The sequence below is a fragment of the Nocardiopsis trehalosi NBRC 14201 genome (assembly GCF_001552555.1).
GTDB lineage: Bacteria > Actinomycetota > Actinomycetes > Streptosporangiales > Streptosporangiaceae > Nocardiopsis_B > Nocardiopsis_B trehalosi.
Window position 1 is genome coordinate 1 of the sequence record NZ_BCRK01000052.1, and the last position, 23,836, is coordinate 23,836.

General features: G+C 74.9%; 24 protein-coding genes. 11 read left to right on the forward strand and 13 right to left on the reverse strand.

What is annotated here, in order from left to right; translation table 11 throughout:
* Positions 1 to 11: 11 nt before the first annotated feature.
* The 7 genes from NT8_RS11855 to NT8_RS11885 all read right to left on the reverse strand — a co-directional run bounded on the left by NT8_RS11855 (position 12) and on the right by NT8_RS11885 (position 5,921).
* On the reverse strand, positions 12 to 782 hold the full coding sequence (locus NT8_RS11855) for a CDP-alcohol phosphatidyltransferase family protein (protein ID WP_067967743.1): 771 nt from the start codon (positions 780 to 782) through the stop codon (positions 12 to 14).
* Positions 760 to 1,809 (reverse strand): iron-containing alcohol dehydrogenase family protein, encoded by a 1,050-nt coding sequence (locus NT8_RS11860; protein WP_067967746.1) that lies wholly within the window; start codon positions 1,807 to 1,809, stop codon positions 760 to 762. The genes NT8_RS11855 and NT8_RS11860 overlap by 23 nt, the downstream gene beginning before the upstream one ends.
* Positions 1,810 to 1,814: 5 nt before the next feature.
* Entirely contained in the window at positions 1,815 to 2,546 is a 732-nt protein-coding gene (locus NT8_RS11865; protein WP_067967749.1) for a phosphocholine cytidylyltransferase family protein, read from the reverse strand.
* Positions 2,547 to 2,562: 16 nt separating this feature from the next.
* Complete coding sequence (locus NT8_RS11870) at positions 2,563 to 3,210, reverse strand: DUF5941 domain-containing protein (RefSeq protein ID WP_067967753.1); 648 nt, start codon at positions 3,208 to 3,210, stop codon at positions 2,563 to 2,565.
* 3 nt (positions 3,211 to 3,213) lie between these two features.
* Positions 3,214 to 4,113 (reverse strand): hypothetical protein, encoded by a 900-nt coding sequence (locus NT8_RS11875; RefSeq protein ID WP_067967755.1) that lies wholly within the window; start codon positions 4,111 to 4,113, stop codon positions 3,214 to 3,216.
* Positions 4,114 to 4,280: 167 nt separating this feature from the next.
* On the reverse strand, positions 4,281 to 5,093 hold the full coding sequence (locus NT8_RS11880; protein WP_067967758.1) for an ABC transporter ATP-binding protein: 813 nt from the start codon (positions 5,091 to 5,093) through the stop codon (positions 4,281 to 4,283).
* On the reverse strand, positions 5,094 to 5,921 hold the full coding sequence (locus NT8_RS11885) for an ABC transporter permease (RefSeq protein ID WP_067967759.1): 828 nt from the start codon (positions 5,919 to 5,921) through the stop codon (positions 5,094 to 5,096).
* 424 nt (positions 5,922 to 6,345) lie between these two features.
* Between NT8_RS11885 and NT8_RS11890 the strand changes: the two genes are divergently transcribed.
* On the forward strand, positions 6,346 to 7,110 hold the full coding sequence (locus tag NT8_RS11890) for an IspD/TarI family cytidylyltransferase (protein WP_067967761.1): 765 nt from the start codon (positions 6,346 to 6,348) through the stop codon (positions 7,108 to 7,110).
* A 5-nt stretch (positions 7,111 to 7,115) separates the two neighbouring features.
* Positions 7,116 to 7,871 (forward strand): glycerophosphodiester phosphodiesterase, encoded by a 756-nt coding sequence (locus NT8_RS11895; RefSeq protein ID WP_067967829.1) that lies wholly within the window; start codon positions 7,116 to 7,118, stop codon positions 7,869 to 7,871.
* A gap of 41 nt (positions 7,872 to 7,912) precedes the next feature.
* Here the strand turns inward: NT8_RS11895 and NT8_RS11900 are convergent, their stop codons facing one another.
* Positions 7,913 to 8,914 carry a glycosyltransferase family 2 protein gene (locus tag NT8_RS11900; RefSeq protein ID WP_084468855.1) on the reverse strand — a complete coding sequence of 334 codons (1,002 nt, stop codon included), beginning with the start codon at positions 8,912 to 8,914 and terminating at the stop codon, positions 7,913 to 7,915.
* A gap of 597 nt (positions 8,915 to 9,511) precedes the next feature.
* Between NT8_RS11900 and NT8_RS11905 the strand changes: the two genes are divergently transcribed.
* The 6 genes from NT8_RS11905 (at position 9,512) to NT8_RS11930 (ending at position 16,188) form a co-directional block, all read left to right on the forward strand.
* Positions 9,512 to 10,882: an LCP family protein gene (locus NT8_RS11905; protein ID WP_245646135.1), complete on the forward strand. Its 1,371-nt coding sequence runs from the start codon at positions 9,512 to 9,514 to the stop codon at positions 10,880 to 10,882.
* 443 nt (positions 10,883 to 11,325) lie between these two features.
* Positions 11,326 to 12,066: a hypothetical protein gene (locus tag NT8_RS11910; RefSeq protein ID WP_067967768.1), complete on the forward strand. Its 741-nt coding sequence runs from the start codon at positions 11,326 to 11,328 to the stop codon at positions 12,064 to 12,066.
* A 299-nt stretch (positions 12,067 to 12,365) separates the two neighbouring features.
* Positions 12,366 to 12,992 carry a hypothetical protein gene (locus NT8_RS11915; protein ID WP_067967771.1) on the forward strand — a complete coding sequence of 209 codons (627 nt, stop codon included), beginning with the start codon at positions 12,366 to 12,368 and terminating at the stop codon, positions 12,990 to 12,992.
* A gap of 572 nt (positions 12,993 to 13,564) precedes the next feature.
* Positions 13,565 to 14,896 carry a UDP-glucose dehydrogenase family protein gene (locus NT8_RS11920; protein WP_067967774.1) on the forward strand — a complete coding sequence of 444 codons (1,332 nt, stop codon included), beginning with the start codon at positions 13,565 to 13,567 and terminating at the stop codon, positions 14,894 to 14,896.
* A 211-nt stretch (positions 14,897 to 15,107) separates the two neighbouring features.
* Positions 15,108 to 15,521: a CoA-binding protein gene (locus tag NT8_RS11925; protein ID WP_067967777.1), complete on the forward strand. Its 414-nt coding sequence runs from the start codon at positions 15,108 to 15,110 to the stop codon at positions 15,519 to 15,521.
* Between the two features lie 61 nt (positions 15,522 to 15,582).
* Entirely contained in the window at positions 15,583 to 16,188 is a 606-nt protein-coding gene (locus tag NT8_RS11930) for a type III secretion system chaperone family protein (RefSeq protein ID WP_245646133.1), read from the forward strand.
* Between the two features lie 190 nt (positions 16,189 to 16,378).
* Here the strand turns inward: NT8_RS11930 and purE are convergent, their stop codons facing one another.
* Together purE and NT8_RS11940 are read right to left on the reverse strand one after the other, a co-directional pair.
* On the reverse strand, positions 16,379 to 16,909 hold the full coding sequence (purE, locus tag NT8_RS11935; protein WP_067967780.1) for a 5-(carboxyamino)imidazole ribonucleotide mutase: 531 nt from the start codon (positions 16,907 to 16,909) through the stop codon (positions 16,379 to 16,381).
* Complete coding sequence (locus NT8_RS11940; RefSeq protein WP_084468857.1) at positions 16,906 to 18,075, reverse strand: 5-(carboxyamino)imidazole ribonucleotide synthase; 1,170 nt, start codon at positions 18,073 to 18,075, stop codon at positions 16,906 to 16,908. The genes purE and NT8_RS11940 overlap by 4 nt, the downstream gene beginning before the upstream one ends.
* Positions 18,076 to 18,188: 113 nt before the next feature.
* Here NT8_RS11940 and NT8_RS11945 point away from each other — a divergent pair, with 113 nt between their 5' ends.
* The 3 genes from NT8_RS11945 (at position 18,189) to NT8_RS11955 (ending at position 20,843) form a co-directional block, all read left to right on the forward strand.
* A complete protein-coding gene (locus NT8_RS11945) occupies positions 18,189 to 18,653 on the forward strand; it encodes a GtrA family protein (RefSeq protein WP_067967789.1) in 465 nt (154 codons plus the stop codon).
* Positions 18,654 to 18,833: 180 nt separating this feature from the next.
* Positions 18,834 to 19,502 (forward strand): response regulator transcription factor, encoded by a 669-nt coding sequence (locus NT8_RS11950; RefSeq protein WP_067967792.1) that lies wholly within the window; start codon positions 18,834 to 18,836, stop codon positions 19,500 to 19,502.
* A gap of 57 nt (positions 19,503 to 19,559) precedes the next feature.
* Positions 19,560 to 20,843: a sensor histidine kinase gene (locus NT8_RS11955; RefSeq protein ID WP_067967795.1), complete on the forward strand. Its 1,284-nt coding sequence runs from the start codon at positions 19,560 to 19,562 to the stop codon at positions 20,841 to 20,843.
* 59 nt (positions 20,844 to 20,902) lie between these two features.
* Here the strand turns inward: NT8_RS11955 and NT8_RS11960 are convergent, their stop codons facing one another.
* The 3 genes from NT8_RS11960 to NT8_RS11970 all read right to left on the reverse strand — a co-directional run bounded on the left by NT8_RS11960 (position 20,903) and on the right by NT8_RS11970 (position 23,736).
* Positions 20,903 to 21,544 carry an MBL fold metallo-hydrolase gene (locus NT8_RS11960; RefSeq protein ID WP_067967798.1) on the reverse strand — a complete coding sequence of 214 codons (642 nt, stop codon included), beginning with the start codon at positions 21,542 to 21,544 and terminating at the stop codon, positions 20,903 to 20,905.
* Entirely contained in the window at positions 21,545 to 22,630 is a 1,086-nt protein-coding gene (locus tag NT8_RS11965; protein WP_067967801.1) for an S-(hydroxymethyl)mycothiol dehydrogenase, read from the reverse strand.
* A 107-nt stretch (positions 22,631 to 22,737) separates the two neighbouring features.
* A complete protein-coding gene (locus NT8_RS11970) occupies positions 22,738 to 23,736 on the reverse strand; it encodes an adenylate/guanylate cyclase domain-containing protein (protein ID WP_067967804.1) in 999 nt (332 codons plus the stop codon).
* Between the last annotated feature and the right edge of the window lie 100 nt (positions 23,737 to 23,836).

A 23,836-nucleotide genomic window follows, 5' to 3' on the forward strand; every position in this document is an offset into this window, starting at 1 on the left:
CGCCGCGCGGGCTATTCCAGCCGGCGCGAGGCCAGCACGCTGACCAGGTGCAGAACGGACTGCAGGGCGGCGACGGCGACGCACGCCGCGACCAGCACCTGGGTGGCGAGCAGGTCGCCGCGCACGGCGTCGACCACGGCCACCAGCACCACGACGATGGACAGCTCCACGGCCTGGATCAGCCGGTGGAAGCGGAGCGCGGCCGCCGCCTTGCGGGCCAGGCCCAGCCCGGCGGAGCGGGGGTGCATGGCCGCGTCGCCGATCTTCTCGGGCAGCCCCGCCTTGGCGCGGGCCACCACGACGTTGTCGGTCTCGACCTTGATGATCGCGGCGCCCAGCGCCGCGGCCATGCCCGCGACCACCCAGTTGCCCGCGACCAGTTCGCCCTGGGCGCGCACGCCCAGGCCGATCAGCAGCGCGATCTCGGACAGGTAGTGGCCGATGCGGTCGAGGTAGATCCCGGCGACGCTGGTGCGCCCGGTGTAGCGGGCGACCTCGCCGTCGGAGCAGTCGAGCAGCAGGTAGACCTGGATCAGCACGAACGCCAGGATGGCCGACCACAGCCCGCCGAAGGCGAGCACCGCCCCGGCGAGCACCCCGAACGCCATCATCAGGTAGGTGATGGGGTTGGGCGGCACGCCGAGCCGGACGAACACCGTGCTCAGGTAGGGCGAGACGTCGCGCATGTACAGGCGCCCGGCCCAGTGCTCCTCGTTGACGCGCTCCTTGATGCCCGCGGGCTGCCCGCCCGCGCGCACCTCAGCGACCGACGGCCGTGACATATTCACCGACGCTCCGCCGAATCTCGTCCTCGGACAGGGCCAGGTGCTCCAGGACCGTGTACCGGCCGGGGCGGGTCTGCGGCGCGTAGGCCACCGCCCGCGCGAACTGCTCCTCGTCCAGGCCGATGTCGGCCGGGACGACGGGCAGCTCGTGCCGGAGCAGGCAGGCCCGGATGTCGCGCATCGCGGCCTCGCCGGTGCCCTGGTGGCGGGTGCGCAGGAAGTAGGCGTACAGCGCGCCCACCCCCGCCAGCTCGCCGTGGTTGCTCACCCCGGGGTAGAGGTGGGTGATCGCGTGCAGGATCTCGTGGCAGGCACCGCTCGCGGGCCGGCTCGACCCGGCGACCGACATCGCCATGCCCGACAGCACCAGCGCCTCGGCGAGCACGGTCAGGAAGTCCTGCGACTCCACGGAGTCGGGGCGGTGCAGCACCGCCTCGGCGGCGACGCGGGCGAAGGTCACGGCCATGCCGTCGACGGGCTCGCCCTGCTCGCGCCCCGCCAGCTCCCAGTCGGCGATGGCCGACAGGTTGCTCACCACGTCGCCGACCCCGGACCGCACCAGGCGCTGCGGGGCGGCGCGCACGTAGTCGACGTCGATCACGACGGCGATCGGCATGGACACCCCGTAGGAGCCCTTGCCGCTCTCGTGCTCCAGCGACGCCGTCGGCGAGCAGATGCCGTCGTGGGCGAGGTTGGTGGCGACCGCCACCATGGGGATGCCGGCCATGGACGCGGCGAACTTGGTGACGTCGATCGTCTTGCCGCCGCCGATGCCGGCGACCGCCTCGTAGGCGCCGGAGCGGAGCTTCTTGCCCAGCTCCGTGGCGACGTCGACGCTGCCGCCCTCGACCCGGAACACCTCGCAGTTGGGCAGGTCCAGGTCGGCGGCGATCTGGGAGCCCTGGCCCGGGCCGACCGCGACGGCGATGCGGCCCTCGGTGGCGATGCGGCGGTCCGCCAGCACCGAGCCGAGGGAGGCGATGGCGCCCCGCCGCACGTCGATCGTGAGCGGCGAGGGCAGCATGCGGGCTAGTAGCGGCATGCGATCTCCCGGGCGCGGGCGAGGTCGTCGTGGTTGTCGACCTCGACCCACTCGACCGTCCCGATCGGGGCGACCGCGACCTTGCCGCCCCGGTTCACCAGCTCCTGGTAGCCGTCCTCGTAGTAGAGCTGCGGGTCGCGCTCCCAGGTGGTCTTGAGCGCGTCGGCGAGCCGGTCGGCCAGCGAGCCCTCGATGAGGGTGGCGCCGATGTACTCGCCGGCCGCCGTGGCCGGGTCCATGAGCTTGGTGATGGTGCGCAGGTGCCCGGACTCGTCCAGGGTCACCTTCATCTCCTCTTCGGCGAGCGTTTTGGCGTTGTCCACCGCGAGGAGCAGCTCCGGCCCCCGGGCGGCGAGTAGCGTCTCCTCGACACTCACCGGGTGCACGGTGTCGCCGTTGACGAGGAGGACGCCCTCGGCGAAGTACTCGCGCGCGGTCCACAGGGAGTAGGCGTTGTTCCACTCCTCGGCCTTGTCGTTGTAGGCCAGGGTCAGGCGGACGCCGTGCCGGCGCTCCAGCGCCTCCTTGCGCTCCTCCACGGCCTCGGCGCGGTAGCCGACGACGACCACGACGTCGGTCAGCCCCACCGCGGCGAGGTTGCGCAGCGAGATGTCCATGATGGTGGTGTCGCCGTCGACCGGCACCAGTGCCTTGGGCAGGGTGTCGGTGTAGGGGCGCAGCCGGCGGCCCGCTCCCGCGGCAAGAACCATACCGAGCATGTCGGCGCCATCCTCCTTAGGTCGTGGAGGCGTCCCTGCCTCCCCATTCGTTACGCGCGGTCTCCGCCAAGGGCGTGACGGGGGTCGCCGACCAGCCCGCCGCGGCGTCCCGGACGAGCAGGACCGCGAGGTAGCCCGTCAGCACACCGTAGGCGAACGGCAGCCAGCCCAGCGCACCGCCGGCGGCCACGACCAGCATGCGGCCGTCCCAGCCGAGCAGCGCGCGCGTGGCCCCGGCGGGCGGTCGGACGCCGCACCGCGCCCGGTGCACGGTGTCGCGGTGGTGCAGCGCGACCGCAGTCAAGAGTACGAACACCAGCGGCCCGGGTACGCCCGAACCGGCGCCGACGGCGAGTAGGTAAAGGTACTCGGTTGCGCGCAGCACCGGTGGCACGAGCCAGTCGAACCGCCCGTCGTGCGGGTGCGCCGAGGCCACCCCCGACAGCAGGAGGGCGGCGACCGGTGCGAACAGGGTAATGCCTGACTGGCCGCCGAGCCCGGCGGCCAGCAGGACGCCCGTGACGAGCGCGCCGGCCAGGGCGGGTGGCAGCGGCGGCAGCGCCCCCGCGGCGAGCCGGCCCAGGCCCGTGGAGACGTGCCCGTCGTCGCGGAGGAGGCGCAGGTCAGGCCGGGGGTCGGGCGGCGGCGGGGATGGCGCGGCCATGGACTACCTCGCGGGGTCTCGGTCGGGCGGGTCGATGAGCGCCCCGGCGACGGCGGCCGCGCACCCGGCGATCAGTGCGACGAACGTCACCCGGGCGTCCCAAATCGTTATCGTCGCGGCCACCGCGGCGAACCGCACCGGTTGCGGGAAGGAGAGCAGCCGGCGCAGCCGCGCCCGCGCGGCGCGCGCCGGGCGGACGCGCCCCGGGGCCGGCCGGGCGCCGGTGCGGGCGGCGCGCACGCTCCGCAGGGCGCGTTCGCGGCCCGCCTCCCACTCGGGGTGGCGGCCGCCGCCCCCGGACGTGCGGATGGGCACCGGGCCGCCGGGCGGCGGTACGGGCGGGGGCGCCGGAACGGGGTCGGGGTCGGGGTCGGGGCCGCCGAGCAGTTCGGCGGTCAGGGAGGCGTCGCCCGGGTCGCGGCGGGCGGGCCGGCCGGGGTCGACGGCCACGATCGGCGAGGGGTCGACGGCGGCGTCGGCCGGGCGGGCGGTGCGCGCCGCGGCGACCCCGTCGCGCAGCGCCAGCGCGGCGAGCGCGGCGGCCGCCCACGTCCACGCGTCGGCGGCCCCGGCGGCGGCGCCGCCGACCGCCACGCCGGCGAGGACGGCGTACTCGCGCAGCCGGGCGAGTACGGCGGCCGTCCACGCGTCGAGGGCGTCGCCGGGGGCGGACCGGAGCCGGGCGGCGACCGCGTCGGCGCCCAGGGCCGCGGCGAGCAGTACCGCGCCGCACAGGGCGCCGCGCACCCCGGGTTCGCTGAACCACACGGCGGCCGCGACGGCCAGCAGCAGGCCCGCGCGGGCCAGGGCCGACGGGGACGTCCCGCGCCTCCGCGCCCAGTGGACCGCCGGGCGGGCGGCCCGGTCGATGCCCCGGTCGATGCGTGCGCCGACATCCGCCACGGCCGTGCCCCTCCCGAGCGCCTACCGGCCAACGGTGGCCCACGGCGCCGCGTACGGCAACCACCGACACGCCCGGCGGCGCGGGGCGGACACGGCGGCGCCCGGCCGCTGCGGGAGCGGCCGGGCGCGGGGCGCGGCGGGCGGGCCGGTCGGGCGGCGGGGCCGGGTCAGGCGGCCTTGCCGTCCTCGCCGGACTTCTTCCGCTCGTCGGCGCGCTTCTTCTCCTCCTGCTCCGCCTTCACATCGGCGTTGTAGGCGTCGAGCGCGCTCTGGATGTCGGTGTCGAGCACCAGCCGGCCGTCCTTGACGTACAGCCCGCGGGTGCAGAACCGCTTGAGGTCGGACTCGCTGTGCGAGACCAGCACCATGGTGCGGTTGTTCTTGAGCATCCGGGTGATGGCGTCGTAGCACTTCTTCTTGAACGCCTTGTCGCCGACCGCGAGCACCTCGTCGACGAGCATGACGGGGTGCTCCAGCTGCGAGATCAGCGCGAAGCCGAGCCGGACCTTCATGCCGCTGGAGTAGTGCCGCACGGGCATGTCGATGTAGCCCTCGCGGATGTTCGCGAACTCGACGATGTCGTCGAACCGCTCCTCCAGCATCTTGGGCGTCATGCCGTGCAGCGAACCCACCAGGTGGACGTTCTCGCGCCCGGTGAGCTGGTCGTTGAAGCCGGCCCGCAGCTCCAGCAGCGGCGCGACCTTCCCGCGGACCTCGACGGTGCCCTCATCGGGGATGAGGACGCCGGCGATCATCTTCAGCAGGGTGGACTTGCCGGTGCCGTTCTTGCCGACGATGCCGACGCACTCGCCCTGGCCGATCTCGAAGGAGATGTCGCGCAGCGGCCAGAAGTCGGCGCCCGCCGGGTTGGGGTCGCGCTTGGTCCCGTGGATGAACATCTCGCGCAGGCTCCGCTTGCGCCGGCGGTTCATCGCGAACTTGATGCCGAGCCCCTTGGCCTCGATGACCGGCTCCGCCATTTACAACTCCTTCAGGACCGACGTCTCCAGACGGCGGAACGTCGCGTATCCGATGATCATCGTCAGGACGGCCCCGCCGACCGTCGCGGCCAGGATGAACCCGTTCGGCGCGTCGGCCGGGAACCAGACGGCGTGGTGCATCTTGAAGATACCGAGCAGCGGGTTGAGTTCGTACAGCGTCTTGAACCACTCCGGGAACGTGTCGGAGTCGAGGACCAGCGACGACGGGATGATGATCGCCGACGCGTAGAACAGCACCCGGTTCAGGATACGCACGATGCGCTCGATGTCGCGCATGAGCACGTTCACCGAGGCCAGCAGCAGCGTGATGCCCAGGGAGAACGTGAACTGCACGATGATGGCCAGCGGCAGCCACACCAGCAGCCCCTCGACCGACGTCCGCCCGCCCAGCGCGAACACGAAGAGCAGCAGCACCGGCCAGGTGAAGAGGTAGTCGACGAACTTCCCCGTCACGACCGCCACCGGGAAGATCTCCCGGGGCACCTTCATCGTGGTGATGAGCTTGGCGTGCGAGATCAGCGCCTTCGGCGCCTCACCCAGCGAGACGCTGAACCACAGCCACGGCAGCAGGCCGGAGATGAGGAACAGCATGTAGCCGCCCGGGGCGTCGTCGCCTCCGGGCACGCCCCGGTTGGTGTCGAACATCAATCCGAAGACGAAGAAGTAGATCGCCGCCATGGCCAGCGGTTCCAGCATGGACCACGCGTAGCCGAGGATCGATTTCTGGTACTTGACCTTCAGGTCGCGTCGGACCAGGAGTCCGACGACCTTCCGGTTCTGCCAGACGGCAAGCGCCCTTGACGCCACCGCCACCTCCTCCGGGGTGCAGTTTCGAACTTCCGCGGCCGCTCCGGCGGCCCGCGCCACGCGGGCCGGGCCGAGCGCCGCCCCCGGGGTGAGGGGCGGGTCCGCACGCGACCGCTGGCGCGGTCATGGCGGGGTGCTCGGCACCGCCGAACGACGGGCGGTGGCCTACGGTTCTCCAGATCGGACATCCAGGAGATCGGGAACGAGCGGTGCGCTCGCCGAGGGCGACGCTCCTGGGGCTCGGCGCCCGATCCTGCCATACCGGGCGACCGGGAGAGCATTCAGGTGGACACAGATTACCGGTGCGTCGGCGGGCGGCGTCCCATGGGCGCCGATTGTTCCCGCATTGTTGGCCGTCCGACGGCGCGCCGCGACCGGTCGCGGTCGGCTAGCCTCGGTCGACGGACGACAAGGAAGGTGCCACATGCCGCAGCAGCCGGCCGCCTCCCCCGCCGGCGCGGGACGCCCCCGGGTGACCGCCGCGGTCCTGGCGGGCGGGATCGGCGCCCGCATGGGCGCGCCGCGCCCCAAGCAGCTCCTGCCGCTCGCCGGCCGGGCCATCATCGAGCACTCGCTGGCGGCGTTCTGCGCGGCCCCCGAGGTCGACGACGTCGTCGTCCTGATGGTGGCCGACCACGTGGCCGAGGTCGAGGCGCTGGTCGCCGCGGCCGGCCTGGACAAGGTGCGGGCCGTGCTGCCCGGCGGCGCCACCCGCACCGCCACCTCGGTGGCGGCCCTGCGCGCGCTCGACCACCTGCCCGGCACCGACCTGGTGCTGCTGCACGACGCCGTGCGCCCCCTGGTGACCGGCCGGGTCATCGCCGACTGCGTCGCCGCGCTGGGCACGGCCGGCGCGGTGGGCGTGGCGGTGCCGGCGGGCGACACCGTGGTGGAGGTCTCCCCCGGCCCGTCCGGCGCCGAGGCCGTCCGGCACGTGCCGCCGCGCGCGTCGCTGCGCCGCATGCAGACCCCGCAGGGGTTCCGGCTCGACGTGGTCCGCCGCGCCTACGCGGCCGCGCTGGACGACCCCGACCTCGTGGCCACCGACGACTGCGGGGTGGTGCTGCGCTACCTGCCGGGCGAGGAGGTCCGGATCGTCCCTGGTGACGAGGCCAACATCAAGGTGACCAACCCGGGCGACGTCGAGGTGGCCGAGGCGCTGCTGCGCCGGCGCGCCGCCGTGGGGTGAGCGGGGTGGGGGTCTTCACCGCCACCGAGGTCATCGGGCACCGCGGGGCCGGGCGGGGCACCGTCGGCGGGCACCGCGAGAACACCGCCGGCTCCTACGCGGCGGCGGTGCGGGCGGGCGCCGACTGGATCGAGGTCGACGTGCGGCGGACCGCCGACGGCGTCCTCGTCGTCCACCACGACGCCGCCCTCGCCGACGGCCGCCCCGTGGTCGACCTGCCCGCCGCCGAGTGCAAGGCGCACGGACTGCTGACCTTCGCCGAGGCCCTCGACGCCGTTCCCCCCGACGTGGGGCTGGACGTCGACGTCAAGACCGTCATGGAGGACGCCGCCGACCCGCCGGCCGACCGCACCATGGCGCTGCTGCTGCCGGTGCTGCGCCGCGAGGCGCGGCGGCGCCGGGTGTTCGTGTGCTCCTTCGACCCGGCGGCGCTGCTCGCGGTGCACGAGGCGGCGCCGGGGGTGCCCACGGCGTGGATGCCGTTCGTGCGCAACCCACTGGACCAGGCGGTGGCCGGGGCTGCGGGGCTGGGCTGCGCCATCGTGGCGATCGACGCCCGCTCCTTCGGGCTGGCCGGCGACCCGCCCCGCCCGGGGCGGCGGTCCGTCGCCCACACGGTCGGGGTCGCCCACCGGGCCGGCCTGGAGGTGGTGTCGTGGTGCCCCGACCCGGTCGACGCCGCGCGGTTCGCCGAGGCGGGGGTCGACGCGGTCGTGGTCGACGACGTGCCGGGCGTGGTGGCGGCCCTCAAGGGGGCCTAGGAGGCCGGGCGGCGCCCCCGCCGGCGGGGGCGGCGCGGGGGTCAGGCGTCGGCGCGGCTGAGCCGGGCGGTGCGCGAGTCGGCGCCCAGGCCGGGCGGGCTGGTCAGGAAACCGGTGCCCCACGCCATGTGCATGGTGGCCAGCGCCACGGGCACGCACAGCCGGCCCTTGAGGGTCATGCCGCGGCCCAGGGGCACCGAGGCCGCGAGGACGGCGGCGGCGTAGGCGCCCGGGACCAGCCAGGCGACCGGCAGCGCGAACCCGGCCGCGAGGCCGGCCACCACACCGAGCACGGCGGCGGGCGGCGCCAGGTAGCGGAGGTTGATGGTGCCCTTGTGCTGGCGGGCCACCACCCGCCGCCACCGGCCGTAGTGGAAGTACTGGCGGGCCAGCGCCTTCGCGTTGGGCCGGGGCCGGTAGGAGACCCGCATGCGCGGCTGGAACCACACGACGCCGCCGGTGCTGCGGATGCGGTGGTTCATCTCCCAGTCCTGGGCGCGCAGGAACGCCTCGTCGTAGCCCCGGACCCGGTCGATGGCCGACCGGCGGAACACGCCCAGGTAGACGGTGTCGGCGGGGCCGCCCTCGCCGCCGGTGTGGAACTTGGCGTTGCCCACGCCGACCTTGGAGGTCATGGCGGCGGCGACGGCCTTCTCCCAGTCGGTCTCGCCCTCGGCGGCCATGATGCCGCCGACGTTGTCGGCGCCGGTCTCGTCCAGGGTCTCGACGGCCACCCGCAGGTAGTCCGACGGCATCATGGCGTGGCCGTCGATGCGGGCCACGATGCCGTGCGAGGAGGCGCCGATGGCGGCGTTCAGCCCGGCGGGGGTGCGGCCGGTCGGGTTGTCGACCACCTTGACCCGCGGGTCCTCGGCGGCCAGCGCGTCCGCGACCTCGCGGGTGCGGTCGGCGGAGGGCCCCACCGCGAGGACCACCTCCAGGTCGCCCGGGTACTCCTGGGCGAGCACGTGCCGCACGGCCGCGGCGAGGTGGCGCTCCTCGTTCAGAACGGGCATGACAACCGAAACGGGTGGCCAGGTCACGGGACGTCCAAGGGGTACGGGTGGGCTGGGTCGCTGACCAAACGCTACTGCACCGCCCGGCCGGGTCCGGCCACGCGCGCGGGGCCCCGGCGGGGCCGTCGGCGGCCGGTCCGGCCGGCCGGCGGCCCGGACCTGCGCGGACGGCCGGCGAGGGATAGGACGCCGGGAGGCGGGAAGGTGCCGGGCGGGCGGGCGGCCCGACACCCGCCCGAACCGTGCGGGCGCGCACAGCGTCCAACCCGGTGCAACACGCCGACGAGCGACATCGCACGACCCATCGGTGGATTCGGTGACAACCTAAGGGCCTGGACACCGGTGCGGTCATGTACGGGGAGGTCACCCAGTGAGCGAGCCGAAGGGGCGCGGCCCCGGCGGGGCCGGAGGGCGCGCGGGCACCGCGGCGGCCGCCCCGGGCGGGCCGGTGCGCACGGGCGGACGGGGCGCGCGGTGAGCGGCGGCCGGCGGCCGGACGACCCCGAGGAGTTCCGCCGCGTGCGGTCGGCCCCCGCACCGCCCGACGGCGCGGACGCGGTCCGGCCCTCCGGCGTGGCGGCGCTGCCGAGCGCGCGGGTGCGGCGCAAGCGGGCCGCGGTGCTCATGGCGGGCACCCTGTCGGTGCTCGTGCTGCTGGCGTCGGGGACCGCGTGGTCGCTGTCGGGGTGGGTCTCCGGGCAGATGAACCGGTTCGACGTGTTCGGCGGGCTGCTCGACGGCGACCGTCCCGCCCCGGGCCCCACGGGCGCGCTCAACTTCCTGGTGATCGGCTCCGACGGGCGCGACCAGATGGAGCGCGGCGAGCAGGACGACCTCGGCGTGGGGCACACCCCCGGCGAGCGCTCCGACACCATGATGCTCGTCCACCTCAACAACGACCGCGACCGCGTCACCGTGGTCGGCATCCCGCGCGACTCCTGGGTGGACATCCCCGGGCACGGCGAGGACAAGATCAACGCGGCCTACGCCTACGGCGGCCCCAGCCTGGCCGTGCAGACGGTCGAGTCGGCGACCAACGTGCGCGTCGACCACTACGTGGAGGTCGACTTCACCGGGTTCGTGGACGTGGTCGACTCCCTCGGCGGCATCGAGGTGTGCCTGCCCGAGGCGATCGACGACCCCAAGGCCCACCTGGTCATGGCGGCCGGCACCCACCAGGTCGACGGGCAGCAGGCGCTGGCGTTCGCGCGCACCCGGCAGACCGCGCGCGGCGACCTCGACCGCATCGACCGCCAGCAGCAGGTCATCGCGGCGCTGCTGGACAAGGCGCTCAGCTCCGAGACCCTCACCGACCCGGCGAAGTTCTCCGCGTTCCTCGACAGCGCCCTGGGGTCGGTGACCGTGGACGAGGGGCTCGACAGCGGCACCCTGAACCAGCTCGGCGGCCAACTGCGGTCGATCGGGCTGGACGACGTCACCTTCGCCCAGGTCCCGGTCGCGCAGGTGGACTACTGGACCCCGCGCGGGGACGTCGCCATCCGCTGGGACGAGGCGGCGGCGGCCGACATGTTCGCCGCCATCGCCGCCGACCGGCCGGTGGACGCGGACGGCGGGTCCGGTGGCGAAGGCGGCGAGGGCGGCGGCCCGGCCGAGGGCGCCGACGTGCGGCCCGCCGACGTCCGGCTGCAGATCTTCAACGGCATGGGCACCCCCGGCCTGGGCGCGCAGGCCCGCCAGGGCCTGACCGACGCCGGGTTCCAGGTGCCGGGTGAGGCGCAGAACTGGTCGAGCCGCGACGTGCCCCGCACCCTGGTCCGGTACGCCCCCGGGTCGCTGGCGGCGGCCGAACTGGTGGCGGAGGCGCTACCCGGCGCCGCCATGGAGGAGGACGCCACCCTCGGCGAGGACGTGCAGGTCGTCGTCGGCGCCGACTACACGGGCGTCCAGGCGCCGGAGGCGTCGGCCGCCCCGGCCCCGACGCCCACGGCGTCCCCCGAACAGACCACCACCGCCCGCGAGAACGTCTGCTCCTGATGCCCGCCCCGGCCCGGCCGGGCCCGCCACCGGCACACACCACCCGGCCGCGGGGCGGGTGGACCGGGACAGGCCGGGCACCGGACCGCACCCGACCGCCGACCGGTCGGGCGGGCAGGCGGGGTGGACCGAGCAGCGTGGACGGACCGGACACCCCCGGCCCGGTCCGGCCCGCCACCGGCGCACGCCCCCGCCGGGGCCGGTGGGCCGGGGCAGACCGAGCACCGTGACCGGACCGGACACCGGCCCACCCACCGGGACGCATCCCGTCCCCGACATCGCACCGGGTCCGGGCACGGGGCACCACGCTCGGCCCCACCCCGCCCCGCCGGGGCACGCCCCCGCCGGGGGCCGGGCCGCCTCGGGCCGGATCACGGCCCGGGGAGGGCGTGCCCACCCCGGGCGCGGGGTAGCAGGACAGAACGAGCCCTAAGGAGGCCCCCATGCTGCGCCACCTCCTCGGCCTGCTGGCCGGGATCGCGGTCGCCCCGCTGCTCTGGGCGGGCGTCGCCTGGCCCGCGTCCGAGATCGGCTCCGCCCTCGGCGGTGGCGACGCGCTCGCCGCGCCCATGACCGCGACCGCGCTCGGCGTCCTCATGCTCGTCGGCCTGGCCTGCGGGTTCCTGGCGGGGGCACGCGTGTCACCGCTGGCGGCGTTCGTCTCCGGCGGCGCGCTGCTGGCGTTCTGCCTGTGGCCCGTCATCGACCCGGGGTCGCTCGACGCGGCGCTGCCGGAGTGGCTGGGCCGCGACACGCTGTTCCACCCGGCCGGGCCGGGCCTGCCGATCGCCCTGCCGCTGGGCACGCTGCTGTTCGTGTCGTCGGTGGTGCCGTCGCGCTGGTCCCGCCGCGCCGCCCCGATGCCGCCCGCCCACCCCGCGCCCTACGAGGGCCGCCCCGGCCCCGCCGCCGACCCCTACGGCGACCGCGCCGCCGACCCGTACGGCCCGCCCGCGACCTACGACGACCGGTACGACGACCGGCCCGCCCCCTACGACGCCCCCTATGGCGACGCGGACCCGCGCGAGTCGACCCTGCCCGACACCGCTCCCCCGGCCCCGCGCCCGGGCGCCGACCCCGAGCGCACCACCACCCCGTTCCGCCGCGGCCCCGAGGGCCCGGAGGAGGCGCCCTGGCAGGACGACCGCCCCCGCACCCGCGCCTTCCGCCGCATCCCGCGCTGAAAACCACACCGCGCCGCGCCGGGCGTGGACCGAGGCCGCCGTCCGTGAGAAGCCGGCGTAGGCCTCGGCACGCCGTGGGCCGACCGGAACGACCACCGTCGGGGACAGCCGGGGAAGAGCAAGGTGCCCTGGCGGGGAGGGTGTTGTGGCGGTGGTGGGAGGTTTCGGGTCGGCGGCCATGCGGCTGGTCAGTGGACACGGGTGGGGACCGGAGAACGGCTCTGGAACGGTGGGCGCCGCGCGGTTAGCGTGGAGGGGGACCCCTCCCGCGGGGTGGCCGGCGAAGAGGAGACAGCGCCATGTCGAACGTCTCGCGTCACCTGATCGGCGTCCTGCTGGGGGTCGCCGCCGTCCCGGTCGTCGGATTCGGGGTGGTGTGGGCGCCCGCCTGGCCGTCGGTCGCCGGCTACGCCGTCACCGACGTACCCCGCGTCGCCGACCGGGCCGCCGAACTCGCCGCCCTCGGGGTGATCGCCCTGGTCATCGGGCTGCTCGCCGGGTCGCGGCTGTCGCCGCTGGCCTCGCTGCTGCCCGGTCTCGCCCTGACCGCACTGGGCGTCCTCGGCGCCCTGGGCACTCCACTCGCTCTCGCGGCCGCGCTCGAACCGCCCGGCGGGGGCGACCCGTGGTTCGCCCGCGACCCGGCGCTGCTCCTGGTGGGCGGGCTGCTGCTGGTGGCGTCGCTGCCGGTCGCCCGGTGGCGGGCCCGGCGGGACCGCCGATCCGCGTACGACGACGACCGCCACGACGACGGCTACGGCCCGGGGGCCGACGACGGCCGCTACGGCCCGGCGGAGGGCACGCCGATCCGCGACTGGGGCGACGACACCGCCGTCACCCGGCCCGTCCCCGGCATCAGCGACGACGAGCGCCCGCGCGCCCGCCACCGGCGCGCCCCGGAGTGGCCGCCCGGCGGCACCTCCTGACCCGCCCCGTTCCTCGGTGAGCTTGACGCTACCGGGGTAGGGGATCGCTCCCGAAGCCCGTCAACGTCGAGATCGACGGCGTGGGGCGGTTCCGGGCACGCAAAGCCGCCCCCGGCGGCGATGGCGGAGGGGGCCGGCGCGCTGGGGGAACCCCTACTTCAAGTCAACCCGCACGGAGGGTGCCCGCGCCACCGGGACCCCGCCCCTGTGGACGAGCGTGCCGCACCGGCCGCGCGCGCCGTTCGGACGGCGCCGCCCCGGCGGCGCGGAATCCGTCGGGCGGCGCGGTGCGCGCTCCGGCGGGTACCCGCGGGTAATCTGAGGCAGCCGCGGTGTTATCCGGGGCGCGGCCGGGGGACCACTCCAGAACGGCACGGCCGTTCCGGCCGCGCGCGGTCGGCGCTCCCGGCACCGGCCCGGCCCCGCTCGGCGGCGCGCGCGGGGGCCGCTCCCCGGCGGGCACCCCTGCTCTCCGCGCTGTGGAGCGCCGGTAGCATGCCAGGGCCGCGGCAGCGGGCGGTGAACGCCGTGCGGACGGCGGCGGCGCCGACGCAGCAAGGAGGGACGGAGCAGTGGTCGCACAACAGCGCAGCAAGATCTCGGTCATCGGGACCGGGTACCTGGGCGCGACGCATGCCGCGTGCATGGCCGAACTCGGCTTCGAGGTCCTGGGGCTCGACGTCGACCCGGCGAAGATCGACGCCTTGGCGGCGGGCCGCGTCCCGTTCTACGAGCCGGGGCTGGAGGAGGTGCTGGTCCGCAACCTGGAGAACGGCCGCCTCCGCTTCACCACCGACTACCGCGAGGCCGCGGAGTTCGCCGACGTCCACTTCATCTGCGTGGGCACGCCGCAGCGCTCCGACTCCAACGCCGCCGACCTGTCCTATGTGGACTCCGCCATCGACTCCCTGGCCCCGCTGCTGACCCGGCCGACCGTGGTCATCGGGAAGTCGACCGTGCCGGTCGGCACGGCCGCCGTCGCCGCCGCCCGGCTGGCGGCGCTCGCCCCGGCGGGCGACGCCGTCGAACTCGGGTGGAGCCCGGAGTTCCTCCGCGAGGGGTTCGGCGTCGAGGACACCCTGCGCCCGAACCGCATCGTCATCGGCACCACCTCCCCCCGGGTCGAGGAGGTGATGCGCGAGGTCTCCGCGTCGCAGATCGAGCAGGGCATCCCGTTCCTCGTGACCGACCTGCAGACCGCCGAGCTGGTCAAGGTGTCGGCCAACGCGTTCCTCGCGACGAAGATCTCCTTCATCAACGCCATGGCGGAGGTGTCGGAGGCGGCCGGCGCCGACGTGATCAAGCTCGCCAAGGCGCTCTCCTACGACGACCGCATCGGCGGCAAGTTCCTCGGCCCCGGCCTGGGCTTCGGCGGCGGCTGCCTGCCCAAGGACATCCGCGCCTTCATGGCGCGCGCCGACGAACTGGGCGTGGAGCCGGCGCTGTCGTTCCTGCGCGAGGTCGACGCCATCAACCAGCGCCGCCGGGCGCGCACCATCGACATCGCGCGCGGGCTCATCGGCGGCAGCTTCGCGGGGCGGACGGTGGCGGTGCTGGGTGCCGCGTTCAAGCCGAACTCCGACGACATCCGCGACTCCCCCGCGCTGGACGTGGCCGCCACCATCGCCTCGCTGGGCGGCGTGGTCACCGTCTACGACCCCGAGGCGCTGGAGAAGGCGCGGCGCGCGCACCCCGAGCTGGGGTACGCGCACTCGATGCTGGAGGCGGTGCGCGACGCCGAGGTGGTGCTGCTCCTCACCGAGTGGGCCGAGTTCCGCGACGCCGACCCCGACGAGCTGTCCAAGGTGGTCCGCGAGTGCCGGATCGTGGACGGCCGCAACGCCCTCGACCCCGAGCACTGGCGCGCCCGGGGCTGGATCTACCGCGCCCTGGGCCGCCCCTAGCCCGCAACGCCCGCCCGCCCGCGCGGGGCCTGCGCGCCCGGCGCCGGCCCTTCGGCCACGCGGCGGCGCCGGCCGGCCGAGCCGGTCGTGCGGCGCCGAGCCCGCGGGGCCGGCACGTGCTCGGCCGCGGGGGCCGGGCGGCGGGGGTCCGCGCGGCGCCGGGCGGCGGGGCGGGTGCGTCTGCTCGGGAGGGGGCCGCGACAATGGCGGCATGAGCGACATCAGCGACGACGAGATCCGCCGGGTCCTGCGCGAGAGCGAGGTGTGGGCCGTGGTGGGGCTGGGCGGCGACCCCTACCGGGCCGCGTTCGGGGTCTCCCGGTTCCTGCAGAACCAGGGCAAGCGCATCGTGCCGGTGCACCCCTCCGGCGCGACCGTGCACGGCGAGCCCGGGTACCGCTCGCTCGCCGACATCCCGTTCGACGTGGACGTGGTCGACGTGTTCCGCCGCGCCGACCAGGCGGGCGGGGTCGCCGACGAGGCCCTGGCCCGGCCCGAGGTCGGCACCGTCTGGTTCCAGCTGGGGGTGGTCGACCACGCCGCCGCCGAGCGGGTGCGCGCCGCCGGGCGGACCATGGTCATGGACCGGTGCCCGGCGATCGAGTGGCCGCGCCTCCTCGGCTGACCCGGTGCGGCGGCGCGCCGCGGCGGCGGTTCGGGCGCGGCGGGCGGGGTAGGTCCCGGGCATGCGCCGTCCGCGATTCCTCCGGTCCTCGGGCCCTCCGGACCCCGCCGCGGCCCCCGCTGCGGCGCCCGCCCCCGACCCCCGCGCCGCCGAGCGCGCCGACCGCCGCCGCGCGCTGGCGCGCGAGCACGGCTGGACCTACACCGAGCGCCACCAGCGGGCCATCCAGGGCTGGCCGCGCACCGCGCTGCCGCCCGGTCCGCTGGGCCGGGTGCGCGACGTGGTGTCGGGGCGGCACCGCGGTCGGCCCTTCTTCCTCTTCGACTACGTCCACCGGCGCGCCGCCGACCTGCCCGACCGGACGCTGCTGGTGTACGCGGTGGAGCTGCCGGTGCGGGTGCCCTACCTGTACGTGCAGGACCGCGACGGCGGGGCGCACGGCCTCTACGCCGAGAGCCCCGACAGCGAATTCGCCGTCGAGCTGCTGTCCGAGGGGGTGCGCGAGGACATCCGCCGCCACGGCATCACCGACCTGGTGCTCGACGGCGACCGGCTCATCTGCGCCGGGGCCGACCCGGGCACCACCGACCCGGCGCGCCGCCTCGACGCGCTGGTCGAACTGGTCGGCCACGTGCCCGCCGACGTCTGGTCCCGCTGGGGCCGCTGACCCGACGGCCGCCCGCCGCAGCGGGCCGTCCCGTCGTTGACGGGGGCGTGGCGCCGTGCGCCGCCGGGCCGACCGGGTCCCCTTTGGGCTCGGAGGACCGCGCGGGTGCCGGCCCGGTCGTCGCGGACGGACGCCGCGCGGCCCGTCCGGCACGGCGGGCGAACGCCGCGCGGTCGGGGGCCTCGCTCGGCTAGCGGCCGAAGCCGATGCCGGACCCGCCGGTGACCTGGGCGCGCAGGCGCTCGCCCTTGGCCTGCGCCTGGGCCTTCAGCTCCGCCTGGAACTCGGTCATGCGCGCGCGCAGGCCGGTGTCGTGGGCGGCGAGCATCCGCACCGCCAGCAGGCCAGCGTTGCGCGCGGCGCCGACCGCGACCGTGGCGACCGGGACCCCGGCGGGCATCTGCACGATCGACAGCAGGGAGTCCATGCCGTCGAGGTGGCGCAGCGGCACCGGGACGCCGACGACCGGCAGCGGGGTCACCGACGCCAGCATGCCGGGCAGGTGGGCGGCGCCGCCGGCGCCGGCGATGATCGCCTTCAGCCCGCGGTCGGCGGCCTCGGTGCCGTAGGCGATCATCTCGTGCGGCATGCGGTGCGCGGAGACCACGTCGACCTCGAAGGTGACCCCGAACTCCTGGAGTACCGTTGCCGCGTCCTGCATGACCGGCCAATCGGAGTCGCTGCCCATCACGATGCCGACGGTCGGGGCGGTCTCGGTCACTGCGGGTCTCCCTTGAGGTAGGCGGCGGCGTCGCGGGCTCGTTCGAGCAGGTCGACGTGGTCGTCGCCGGCGACGGTGACGTGCCCGATCTTGCGGCCGGGGCGGACCTCCTTGCCGTAGAAGTGCACCTTCAGCTCGGGGTCCTTGGCCATGACATGAATGTAGCGGCCGTAGACGTCGGGGTCGGTGCCGCCGAGCACGTTGGCCATGACGGTGAAGGGGGCGGTGGTGCGCGGTGACCCCAGGGGGAGGTCGAGGACGGCGCGCAGGTGCTGCTCGAACTGGGAGGTGCGGGCGCCGTCGATCGTCCAGTGCCCGGAGTTGTGCGGCCGCATCGCCAGCTCGTTGACGATGACGCCGCCGGGGGTCTCGAACAGCTCGACGGCGAGCACGCCGACCACGTCGAGCGCGTGCGCCAGGTCGATCGCCAGCTCCTGGGCGCGGACCGCCTTCTCCTCGTCCAGGTGGGGGGCGGGGGCGATGACCTCGTGGCAGATGCCGTCGCGCTGCACGGTCTGCACCACGGGGTAGACGGCGATCTGCCCGTAGGGCGACCGCGCCACCTGCACGGCGAGTTCGCGGCGGAAGTCCACCCGCTCCTCGACCAGCAGCGGGACCTCCTCGGCGGCGGCCCGGTCGACGACCGCGGCGGCCTCGGCGGTGTCGCCGACCACCCACACGCCCTTGCCGTCGTAGCCGCCGCGCGCCGCCTTGAGCACGACCGGCCAGCCGGTGCCGTGCTCGGCGTCCTCGGCGAACGCGGTGACCTGCTCCACGGTGGTGACCGCGCGCCAGCGCGGGCAGGGGGCGCCCAGTTCCTCGGCGCGCACCCGCATGCGCAGCTTGTCCTGGGCGAAGGCGAGCGCCGACCGGCCGGGCCGCAGCACCGCGCCGGCCTCCTCCAACTGGCGCAGCACGGGGCCGGGCACGTGCTCGTGGTCGAAGGTCAGCACGTCGGCGGACTTGGCGAACGCGAGCAGGTCGGCCGCCCCGCGGTCGTCGCCGATGTGGACGTCACCGGTGACCTGGGCCGCACTGTCGCCGGCGGACCCGGCCAGCACCCGGAAGTCGATGCCCAGGGCGATGCCCGCCTGGTGCGTCATCCGGGCAAGTTGCCCGCCGCCCACCATTCCGACGCGGGGTACGGGCCGATTACGCTCGCTCACAGTGCCTCAACTCGTTGGTTCGCGGTGCCGGGACGCTCCTGCGGCCGCCACGGGCCGACCGTGGCACCCCACGGAATTCTAGTGACCACCCGGGCAAAGGATCGGATCCCCTCGTGCGACCGGCAACAGCGCTGTACCGGCGGTTCTCCCACCTCCTCCAGGAACTCGCCAAGTTCGGGACGGTGGGCGCGGCCGCCTACGTCGTGCAGCTCGCGACGACCAACCTCTTCTGGACGGTGCTGGGGATGCCCGCGCTGGCCGGGCAGGCGCTGGGCGTGTTGTGCGCGACCGTGGTGGCGTTCCTGGGCAACCGGTTCTGGACCTTCCGCGACCGGGCGCGCACCGGGCTGGGCCGCGAGTACGCGCTGTTCTTCCTGCTGAACGCGGTCGGTCTGGGCATCCAGCTGGCGTGCGTGGGCGTGGCGGTCTACGGGCTGGGCCTGGACGACGCGCTGTCGCGCAACATCTCCGGCAACGTGATCGGGGTGGGGCTGGGGTCGCTGTTCCGGTTCTGGTCCTACCGGCGGTGGGTGTTCCCGGCCGAGGAGGGCCCCCGCGCCCCCGCGGAACGCGCTTAACGCGCATTCCCCGCATTTCCCCCTTTTCGGCGACCGCCGACCGGGAAAACGCCGGCCGCGCCGTTCCCGGTGCGCCCCGCGCCGCCCGCCCGCTCCGCGGCATGCGTATTTTCGGCCGGGGCGGGTCCATACGGCGCGCATAATAGGGAAATGCCCCCGACTCGACTTACGATCAGGGGCATGACCTGCGTTTTGCTGGCCGAAGACGATACGTCGATCTCCGAGCCCCTGGCCCGCGCACTGCGCCGCGAGGGGTATACGGTCGACGTCACCGTCAATGGTACTGAGACCCTCGACCGCGCCCGCGCCGGGGATATCGATCTGATGGTCCTCGATCTCGGGCTCCCCGAAATGGACGGTCTGGAAGTCGCCCGCCGGCTCCGCGCCGAAGGACACGGCACCCCGATCCTCATCCTGACCGCGCGCGCGGACGAGGTCGACACCGTCGTGGGTCTCGACGCGGGCGCCGACGACTACGTCACCAAGCCGTTCCGGCTCGCCGAACTACTCGCGCGGGTCCGCGCCCTGCTGCGCCGCGGCGGCGCCGAGGTCCCGGTCGTGCACGGGGTGCGCATCGACAACGACTCCCGCCGGGCGTGGCTGGGCGAGCGCGAACTGCAGCTCACCACCAAGGAGTTCGACCTGCTGCGCGTGCTGGTGCGCGACGCGGGCAAGGTCGTGACGCGCGAGCAGATCATGCGGGAGGTGTGGGACACCAACTGGTGGGGGTCGACCAAGACCCTCGACATGCACATCTCGTGGCTGCGCCGCAAGCTGGGCGACGATGCCAACCAGCCCTCCTACATCACCACCGTGCGGGGGGTCGGCTTCCGCTTCGAACGCGACTAGGGCGGCCTGCTCCGCAGCGGCCGCGCGCCCCGCGCCGCCGCGGAACCGAGGAGGGACATGCGCAGGCGGATGCTGTTCTCCACCCTGGTCGTCACCGTGATCGCGGTGATGCTCCTGGGGCTTCCGCTGGGCGCCCTGACGTACAAGTCGATCTACGACGAGAACGTCCGCGGGCTCCAGCAGGAGGCCGACATCATCGCCGCCGAGGTCGACGTGCAGGTCCGCGACGACGGCGAGATCGACCGGGAGCAGTTGGACTCCGCCTACCCGGCGCGGCACATCGAGATCACCCTGCCCGGGGCCGAGGGGCCGGTCGACGCGGGCGGCTGGGACTTCGACCCGGGCGCCGCGTCCCCCCCGCCCGCGATGAAGGCCACCGCGACCTCCCCCTCGGGGGTCGAGGTCGCGGTGTGGCGCGACACCCGGCGGGTGCAGGAGAGCATCATCAACGCGTGGCTGGGCATCGCCTCGCTGTCGCTGCTGGCGATCGGGGTGGCGGTGGGGCTGGCCATGCTGCAGGCGCGGCGGCTCACCCTCCCGCTGGTGGACCTCGCGGCGACCGCCGAGCGCCTGGGGTCGGGGGTGACCACCCCGTGGGGGCACCGCTACGGCATCCCCGAGGCCGACCGGGTGGCCGAGGTGCTCGACCGCAGCGCCGAGCGCATCGCCGGGCTCATCGCCACCGAGCGCCACTTCGCGACGGACGCCTCGCACCAGCTCCGCACCCCGCTCACCGCGCTGTCGATGCGGTTGGAGGAGATCATCGCCGAGGCCGACGACCCGGCGGTGGTGCGCGAGGAGGGTGAGGCCGCGCTCACCCAGACCGAACGGCTGGTGGAGACCGTGGAGAGCCTGCTCGGGCGGGCCCGCAAGAGCCAGAACCCCGAGGTGGAGCCGATCGCGATCGACGGCGTGCTGGAGCAGTTCGTGGCCGAGTGGTCGCCGGTGTTCCGCGCCGACGACCGGCGGCTGGAGCTGACCGGCGAGACGGGCCTGACCGCGGTCACCGTGCCCGGGGACCTCGCGCAGATCCTCGCCACGCTGGTGGAGAACGCCTACAAGCACGGCGCGGGCACGGTGACGGTGCGCCGGGTGGACGGCGGCAGCTCGGTGCGCATCGAGGTCAGCGACGAGGGCGAGGGCATCCCCGACCACCTGAGCGGGCGGGTGTTCGAGCGCGAGGTGACCGGCGGCAACGGCACCGGGCTCGGGCTGGCCCTGGCCCGCCACATCGCGGAGTCGGAGGGGGCCAGGGTGGAGTTGGTGCAGACGCGGCCGACGACGTTCGCGCTGTTCCTGCCCTCGCGGGCGGGCGGCCTGTCGCAGACCGGCCCGTTCTAACCCGCCCCGACCCCGGCCGCGCCGGACGCACCGGCCCGGGCACGGAGAAGACGGGTGCGCTAGTGCCCTCGGGCGACCCAGTCGGGCAGCTGCGGCGCCTCCTCTCCGATGGTGGTGGCGTCGCCGTGGCCGGTGTACACCACGGTGCCTTCGGGCAGGGTGAGCAGCCGGTCGCGGATGGAGTCGATGATGGTGGGGAAGTCGGAGAACGACCGCCCCGTGGCCCCCGGACCGCCCTGGAACAGGGTGTCGCCCGAGAACACGGCGCCCAGTTCGGGCGCGTACAGGCAGACCGCCCCGGGGGCGTGCCCCGGCGTGTGCAGCACCTGGAGTTCGACGTCGCCGGCCCGCAGCCACTCGCCCTGCAGGAGGGGGGCGTCGGGTTCGCGGTCGGGGTAGACCATGGCCCACAGCTCGGCGTCGGCGGGGTGCAGCAGGATGGGGGCGTCGGTGAGGTCGGCCAGCGCGGCGGCGGCGTTGATGTGATCGTTGTGCGCGTGGGTGCACACGATGGCCATCAGTTCGCGGTCGCCGAGGGCGCGGGCGATCTCCTCGTGGTCGTGTGCGGCGTCGATGACGACGGCGGTGCGCTCGTCACCGACGATCCACACGTTGTTGTCGACGTCCCACTCGCCGCCGTCGAGGCGGAAGGTCCCCGAGGTGACGAGGCGGTCGACGCGGTCGGACGCGGCGGGGGCCATCTACAGGACCACCACCGAACGCAGGACTTCTCCGCGGTGCATCTTGGTGAACGCCTCCTCAACGTGGTCGAGGGCGATCCTCTCGGACACGAAGCGGTCCAGGTCGAGGCGCCCCTTCAGGTACAGGTCGATCAGCATGGGGAAGTCGCGGGAGGGCAGGCAGTCGCCGTACCACGACGACTTCAGGGCGCCCCCGCGGCCGAACACATCGAGCAGCGGGAGGTCGATGGTCATGTCGGGCGTGGGGACGCCCACGAGCACCACCGTCCCGGCGAGGTCGCGGGCGTAGAACGCCTGCCGGTAGGTCTCGGGGCGGCCGACGGCGTCGATGACGACGTCGGCGCCGTTGCCGCCGGTGAGGTCGCGCACGGCCTCGACCGGGGAGCGCTCGCGGGAGTTGACGGTGTGGGTGGCGCCGAACTCGGCCGCCCACCGGAGCTTGCGGTCGTCGACGTCGACGGCGATGACCGTGGCGGCGCCGGCCAGCACCGCCCCGGCGATGGCGGCGTCGCCCACGCCGCCGCAGCCGATGACCGCGACGGAGTCGCCGCGGGTGACGCCGCCGGTGTTGATGGCGGCGCCGAGCCCGGCCATGACGCCGCACCCCAGGAGCCCGGCGACCTCGGGTCCGGCGGCGGGGTCGACCCGGGTGCACTGGCCGGCGGCCACCAGGGTCTTCTCGGCGAACGCGCCGATGCCCAGGGCGGGGCTGAGTTCGGTGCCGTCGGCGAGGGTCATGCGCTGGGTGGCGTTGGCGGTGTCGAAGCAGTACTGGGGGCGGCCGCGGCGGCACGCCCGGCACCGGCCGCACACGGCGCGCCAGTTGAGCACGACGAAGTCACCGGGGTCGACGTCGGTGACGCCGTCGCCGACGGCCTCGACGATGCCCGCCGCCTCGTGCCCGAGGAGGAACGGGAAGTCGTCGCTGATGCCGCCCTGCCGGTAGTGGAGGTCGGTGTGGCACACGCCGCACGCCTGCACGCGGACGAGGGCCTCGCCCAGGCCGGGGTCGGGGACGATGATGGTCTCGACGCCCACGGGGGCGTCCTTCTCGCGTACGACGACGGCCCGGACTTCGTGCGCCATGGCGGCTCCTCACAGACGGGTCACGGCGGTTCCCCTCCAACATGCCGGATCGCCGCCCGGCGCGGAAGGACTTTCCCCGATCATGTGGAAAGCCCGCGCCGCGCGGGTCAGCCCCCGGCGGGCTCGAAGCTGCGGCGCAGCGCGTAGGGCTGGAGCTGGCCGAGCCCGTGGGCGTGCCGCGGGCGCACCGCCACCACCTGGAGCGCCTCCTCGCCGCGCAGCAGTTCGGCGAGCGCGTCGTCGATCAGGATGGTGCCGGGCCGGGCGAAGGAGGTGAGCCGGCTCGACCGGTTGACGGTGGTGCCGAAGACGTCGCCCAGCAGCGCGAGGACCGGCCCGTAGGCCAGCCCGACCCGGACGTCGGGGACCTCGACGTGGGTCTTGACGCCGTCGGCGAGCTGGAGGGCGATCTCGGCGGCCTGGCGGGCGGTGTTGGCGACGTAGAGAATCTCGTCGCCCAGCGTCTTGACGACCCGGCCGCCGCCGGAGGCGACGATGTCGGTGGCCGTGGACTCGAACCCCTCGACCACCTCGGCCAGCTCGACCTCGTCGAGTTCGCGGCTGAGCGTGGTGAAGGAGACGAGGTCGGCGAACCCGACCGCCAGCGGGAAGTAGGTGGGGGCGGCGTCGTCGCTGCTCTCCATGAACGCGATGCGGCGGGCGGCGGAGGCGGCGAGCTGGCGCCGCCAGATGTGCACGAGGAGGCTCTCGACCTCGGGCAGCAGGTCCTTGGCGAGCCCGACGAGGCCGGTGCCGGGGTCGGCGCCGCCCTTCTCGGGGGCGTAGGACAGCGTGGTGAGGATGCTGGTCTGCCACTCGGCGAGGCGGGCCATGGTCTGGCCCATGGCGCGCGCCAGCCGGATGGCGGCCTCCTCGTCGACGACGCCGTTCTTCAGCAGCTCGGAGGTGACGCGCAGCGCCTCGACGTCGCTGTCGGTGAAGGCCACGGCGGCTTCGCCGCGCGCGGCGAAGCCGAGCGCCCGCCAGACGCGGTCGGAGAACTCCGGGGCCGCCCCCGCCAGGCGCACGGCCTCGTCGCGGGTGTAGCGCGCCTCACCGCCGAGCAGGACGGCTTCGATCTCCTTGGGGTCGGGACGCGACGACATGTGTTCTCTCGTGTTCGAGGCCGGTGCGGCGGAAGGGGTGCGGCACCGTCCGGGTGGATGACGCGGTCACCTGCGTGTCACTGTCGGTTTAGTACCTGAG

What these genes read in the sequence shown, in the direction of transcription:
- NT8_RS11855 (WP_067967743.1), bottom strand. Translation starts at nt 782, where the DNA reads ATGTCACGGCCGTCGGTCGCTGAGGTGCGCGCGGGCGGGCAGCCCGCG.
- NT8_RS11860 (WP_067967746.1), bottom strand. Translation starts at nt 1,809, where the DNA reads ATGCTGCCCTCGCCGCTCACGATCGACGTGCGGCGGGGCGCCATCGCC.
- NT8_RS11865 (WP_067967749.1), bottom strand. Translation starts at nt 2,546, where the DNA reads ATGCTCGGTATGGTTCTTGCCGCGGGAGCGGGCCGCCGGCTGCGCCCC.
- NT8_RS11870 (WP_067967753.1), bottom strand. Translation starts at nt 3,210, where the DNA reads ATGGCCGCGCCATCCCCGCCGCCGCCCGACCCCCGGCCTGACCTGCGC.
- NT8_RS11880 (WP_067967758.1), bottom strand. Translation starts at nt 5,093, where the DNA reads ATGGCGGAGCCGGTCATCGAGGCCAAGGGGCTCGGCATCAAGTTCGCG.
- NT8_RS11890 (WP_067967761.1), top strand. Translation starts at nt 6,346, where the DNA reads ATGCCGCAGCAGCCGGCCGCCTCCCCCGCCGGCGCGGGACGCCCCCGG.
- NT8_RS11905 (WP_245646135.1), top strand. Translation starts at nt 9,512, where the DNA reads ATGGCGGGCACCCTGTCGGTGCTCGTGCTGCTGGCGTCGGGGACCGCG.
- NT8_RS11910 (WP_067967768.1), top strand. Translation starts at nt 11,326, where the DNA reads ATGCTGCGCCACCTCCTCGGCCTGCTGGCCGGGATCGCGGTCGCCCCG.
- NT8_RS11915 (WP_067967771.1), top strand. Translation starts at nt 12,366, where the DNA reads ATGTCGAACGTCTCGCGTCACCTGATCGGCGTCCTGCTGGGGGTCGCC.
- NT8_RS11925 (WP_067967777.1), top strand. Translation starts at nt 15,108, where the DNA reads ATGAGCGACATCAGCGACGACGAGATCCGCCGGGTCCTGCGCGAGAGC.
- NT8_RS11930 (WP_245646133.1), top strand. Translation starts at nt 15,583, where the DNA reads ATGCGCCGTCCGCGATTCCTCCGGTCCTCGGGCCCTCCGGACCCCGCC.
- NT8_RS11950 (WP_067967792.1), top strand. Translation starts at nt 18,834, where the DNA reads ATGACCTGCGTTTTGCTGGCCGAAGACGATACGTCGATCTCCGAGCCC.
- NT8_RS11955 (WP_067967795.1), top strand. Translation starts at nt 19,560, where the DNA reads ATGCGCAGGCGGATGCTGTTCTCCACCCTGGTCGTCACCGTGATCGCG.
- NT8_RS11960 (WP_067967798.1), bottom strand. Translation starts at nt 21,544, where the DNA reads ATGGCCCCCGCCGCGTCCGACCGCGTCGACCGCCTCGTCACCTCGGGG.
- NT8_RS11965 (WP_067967801.1), bottom strand. Translation starts at nt 22,630, where the DNA reads ATGGCGCACGAAGTCCGGGCCGTCGTCGTACGCGAGAAGGACGCCCCC.
- NT8_RS11970 (WP_067967804.1), bottom strand. Translation starts at nt 23,736, where the DNA reads ATGTCGTCGCGTCCCGACCCCAAGGAGATCGAAGCCGTCCTGCTCGGC.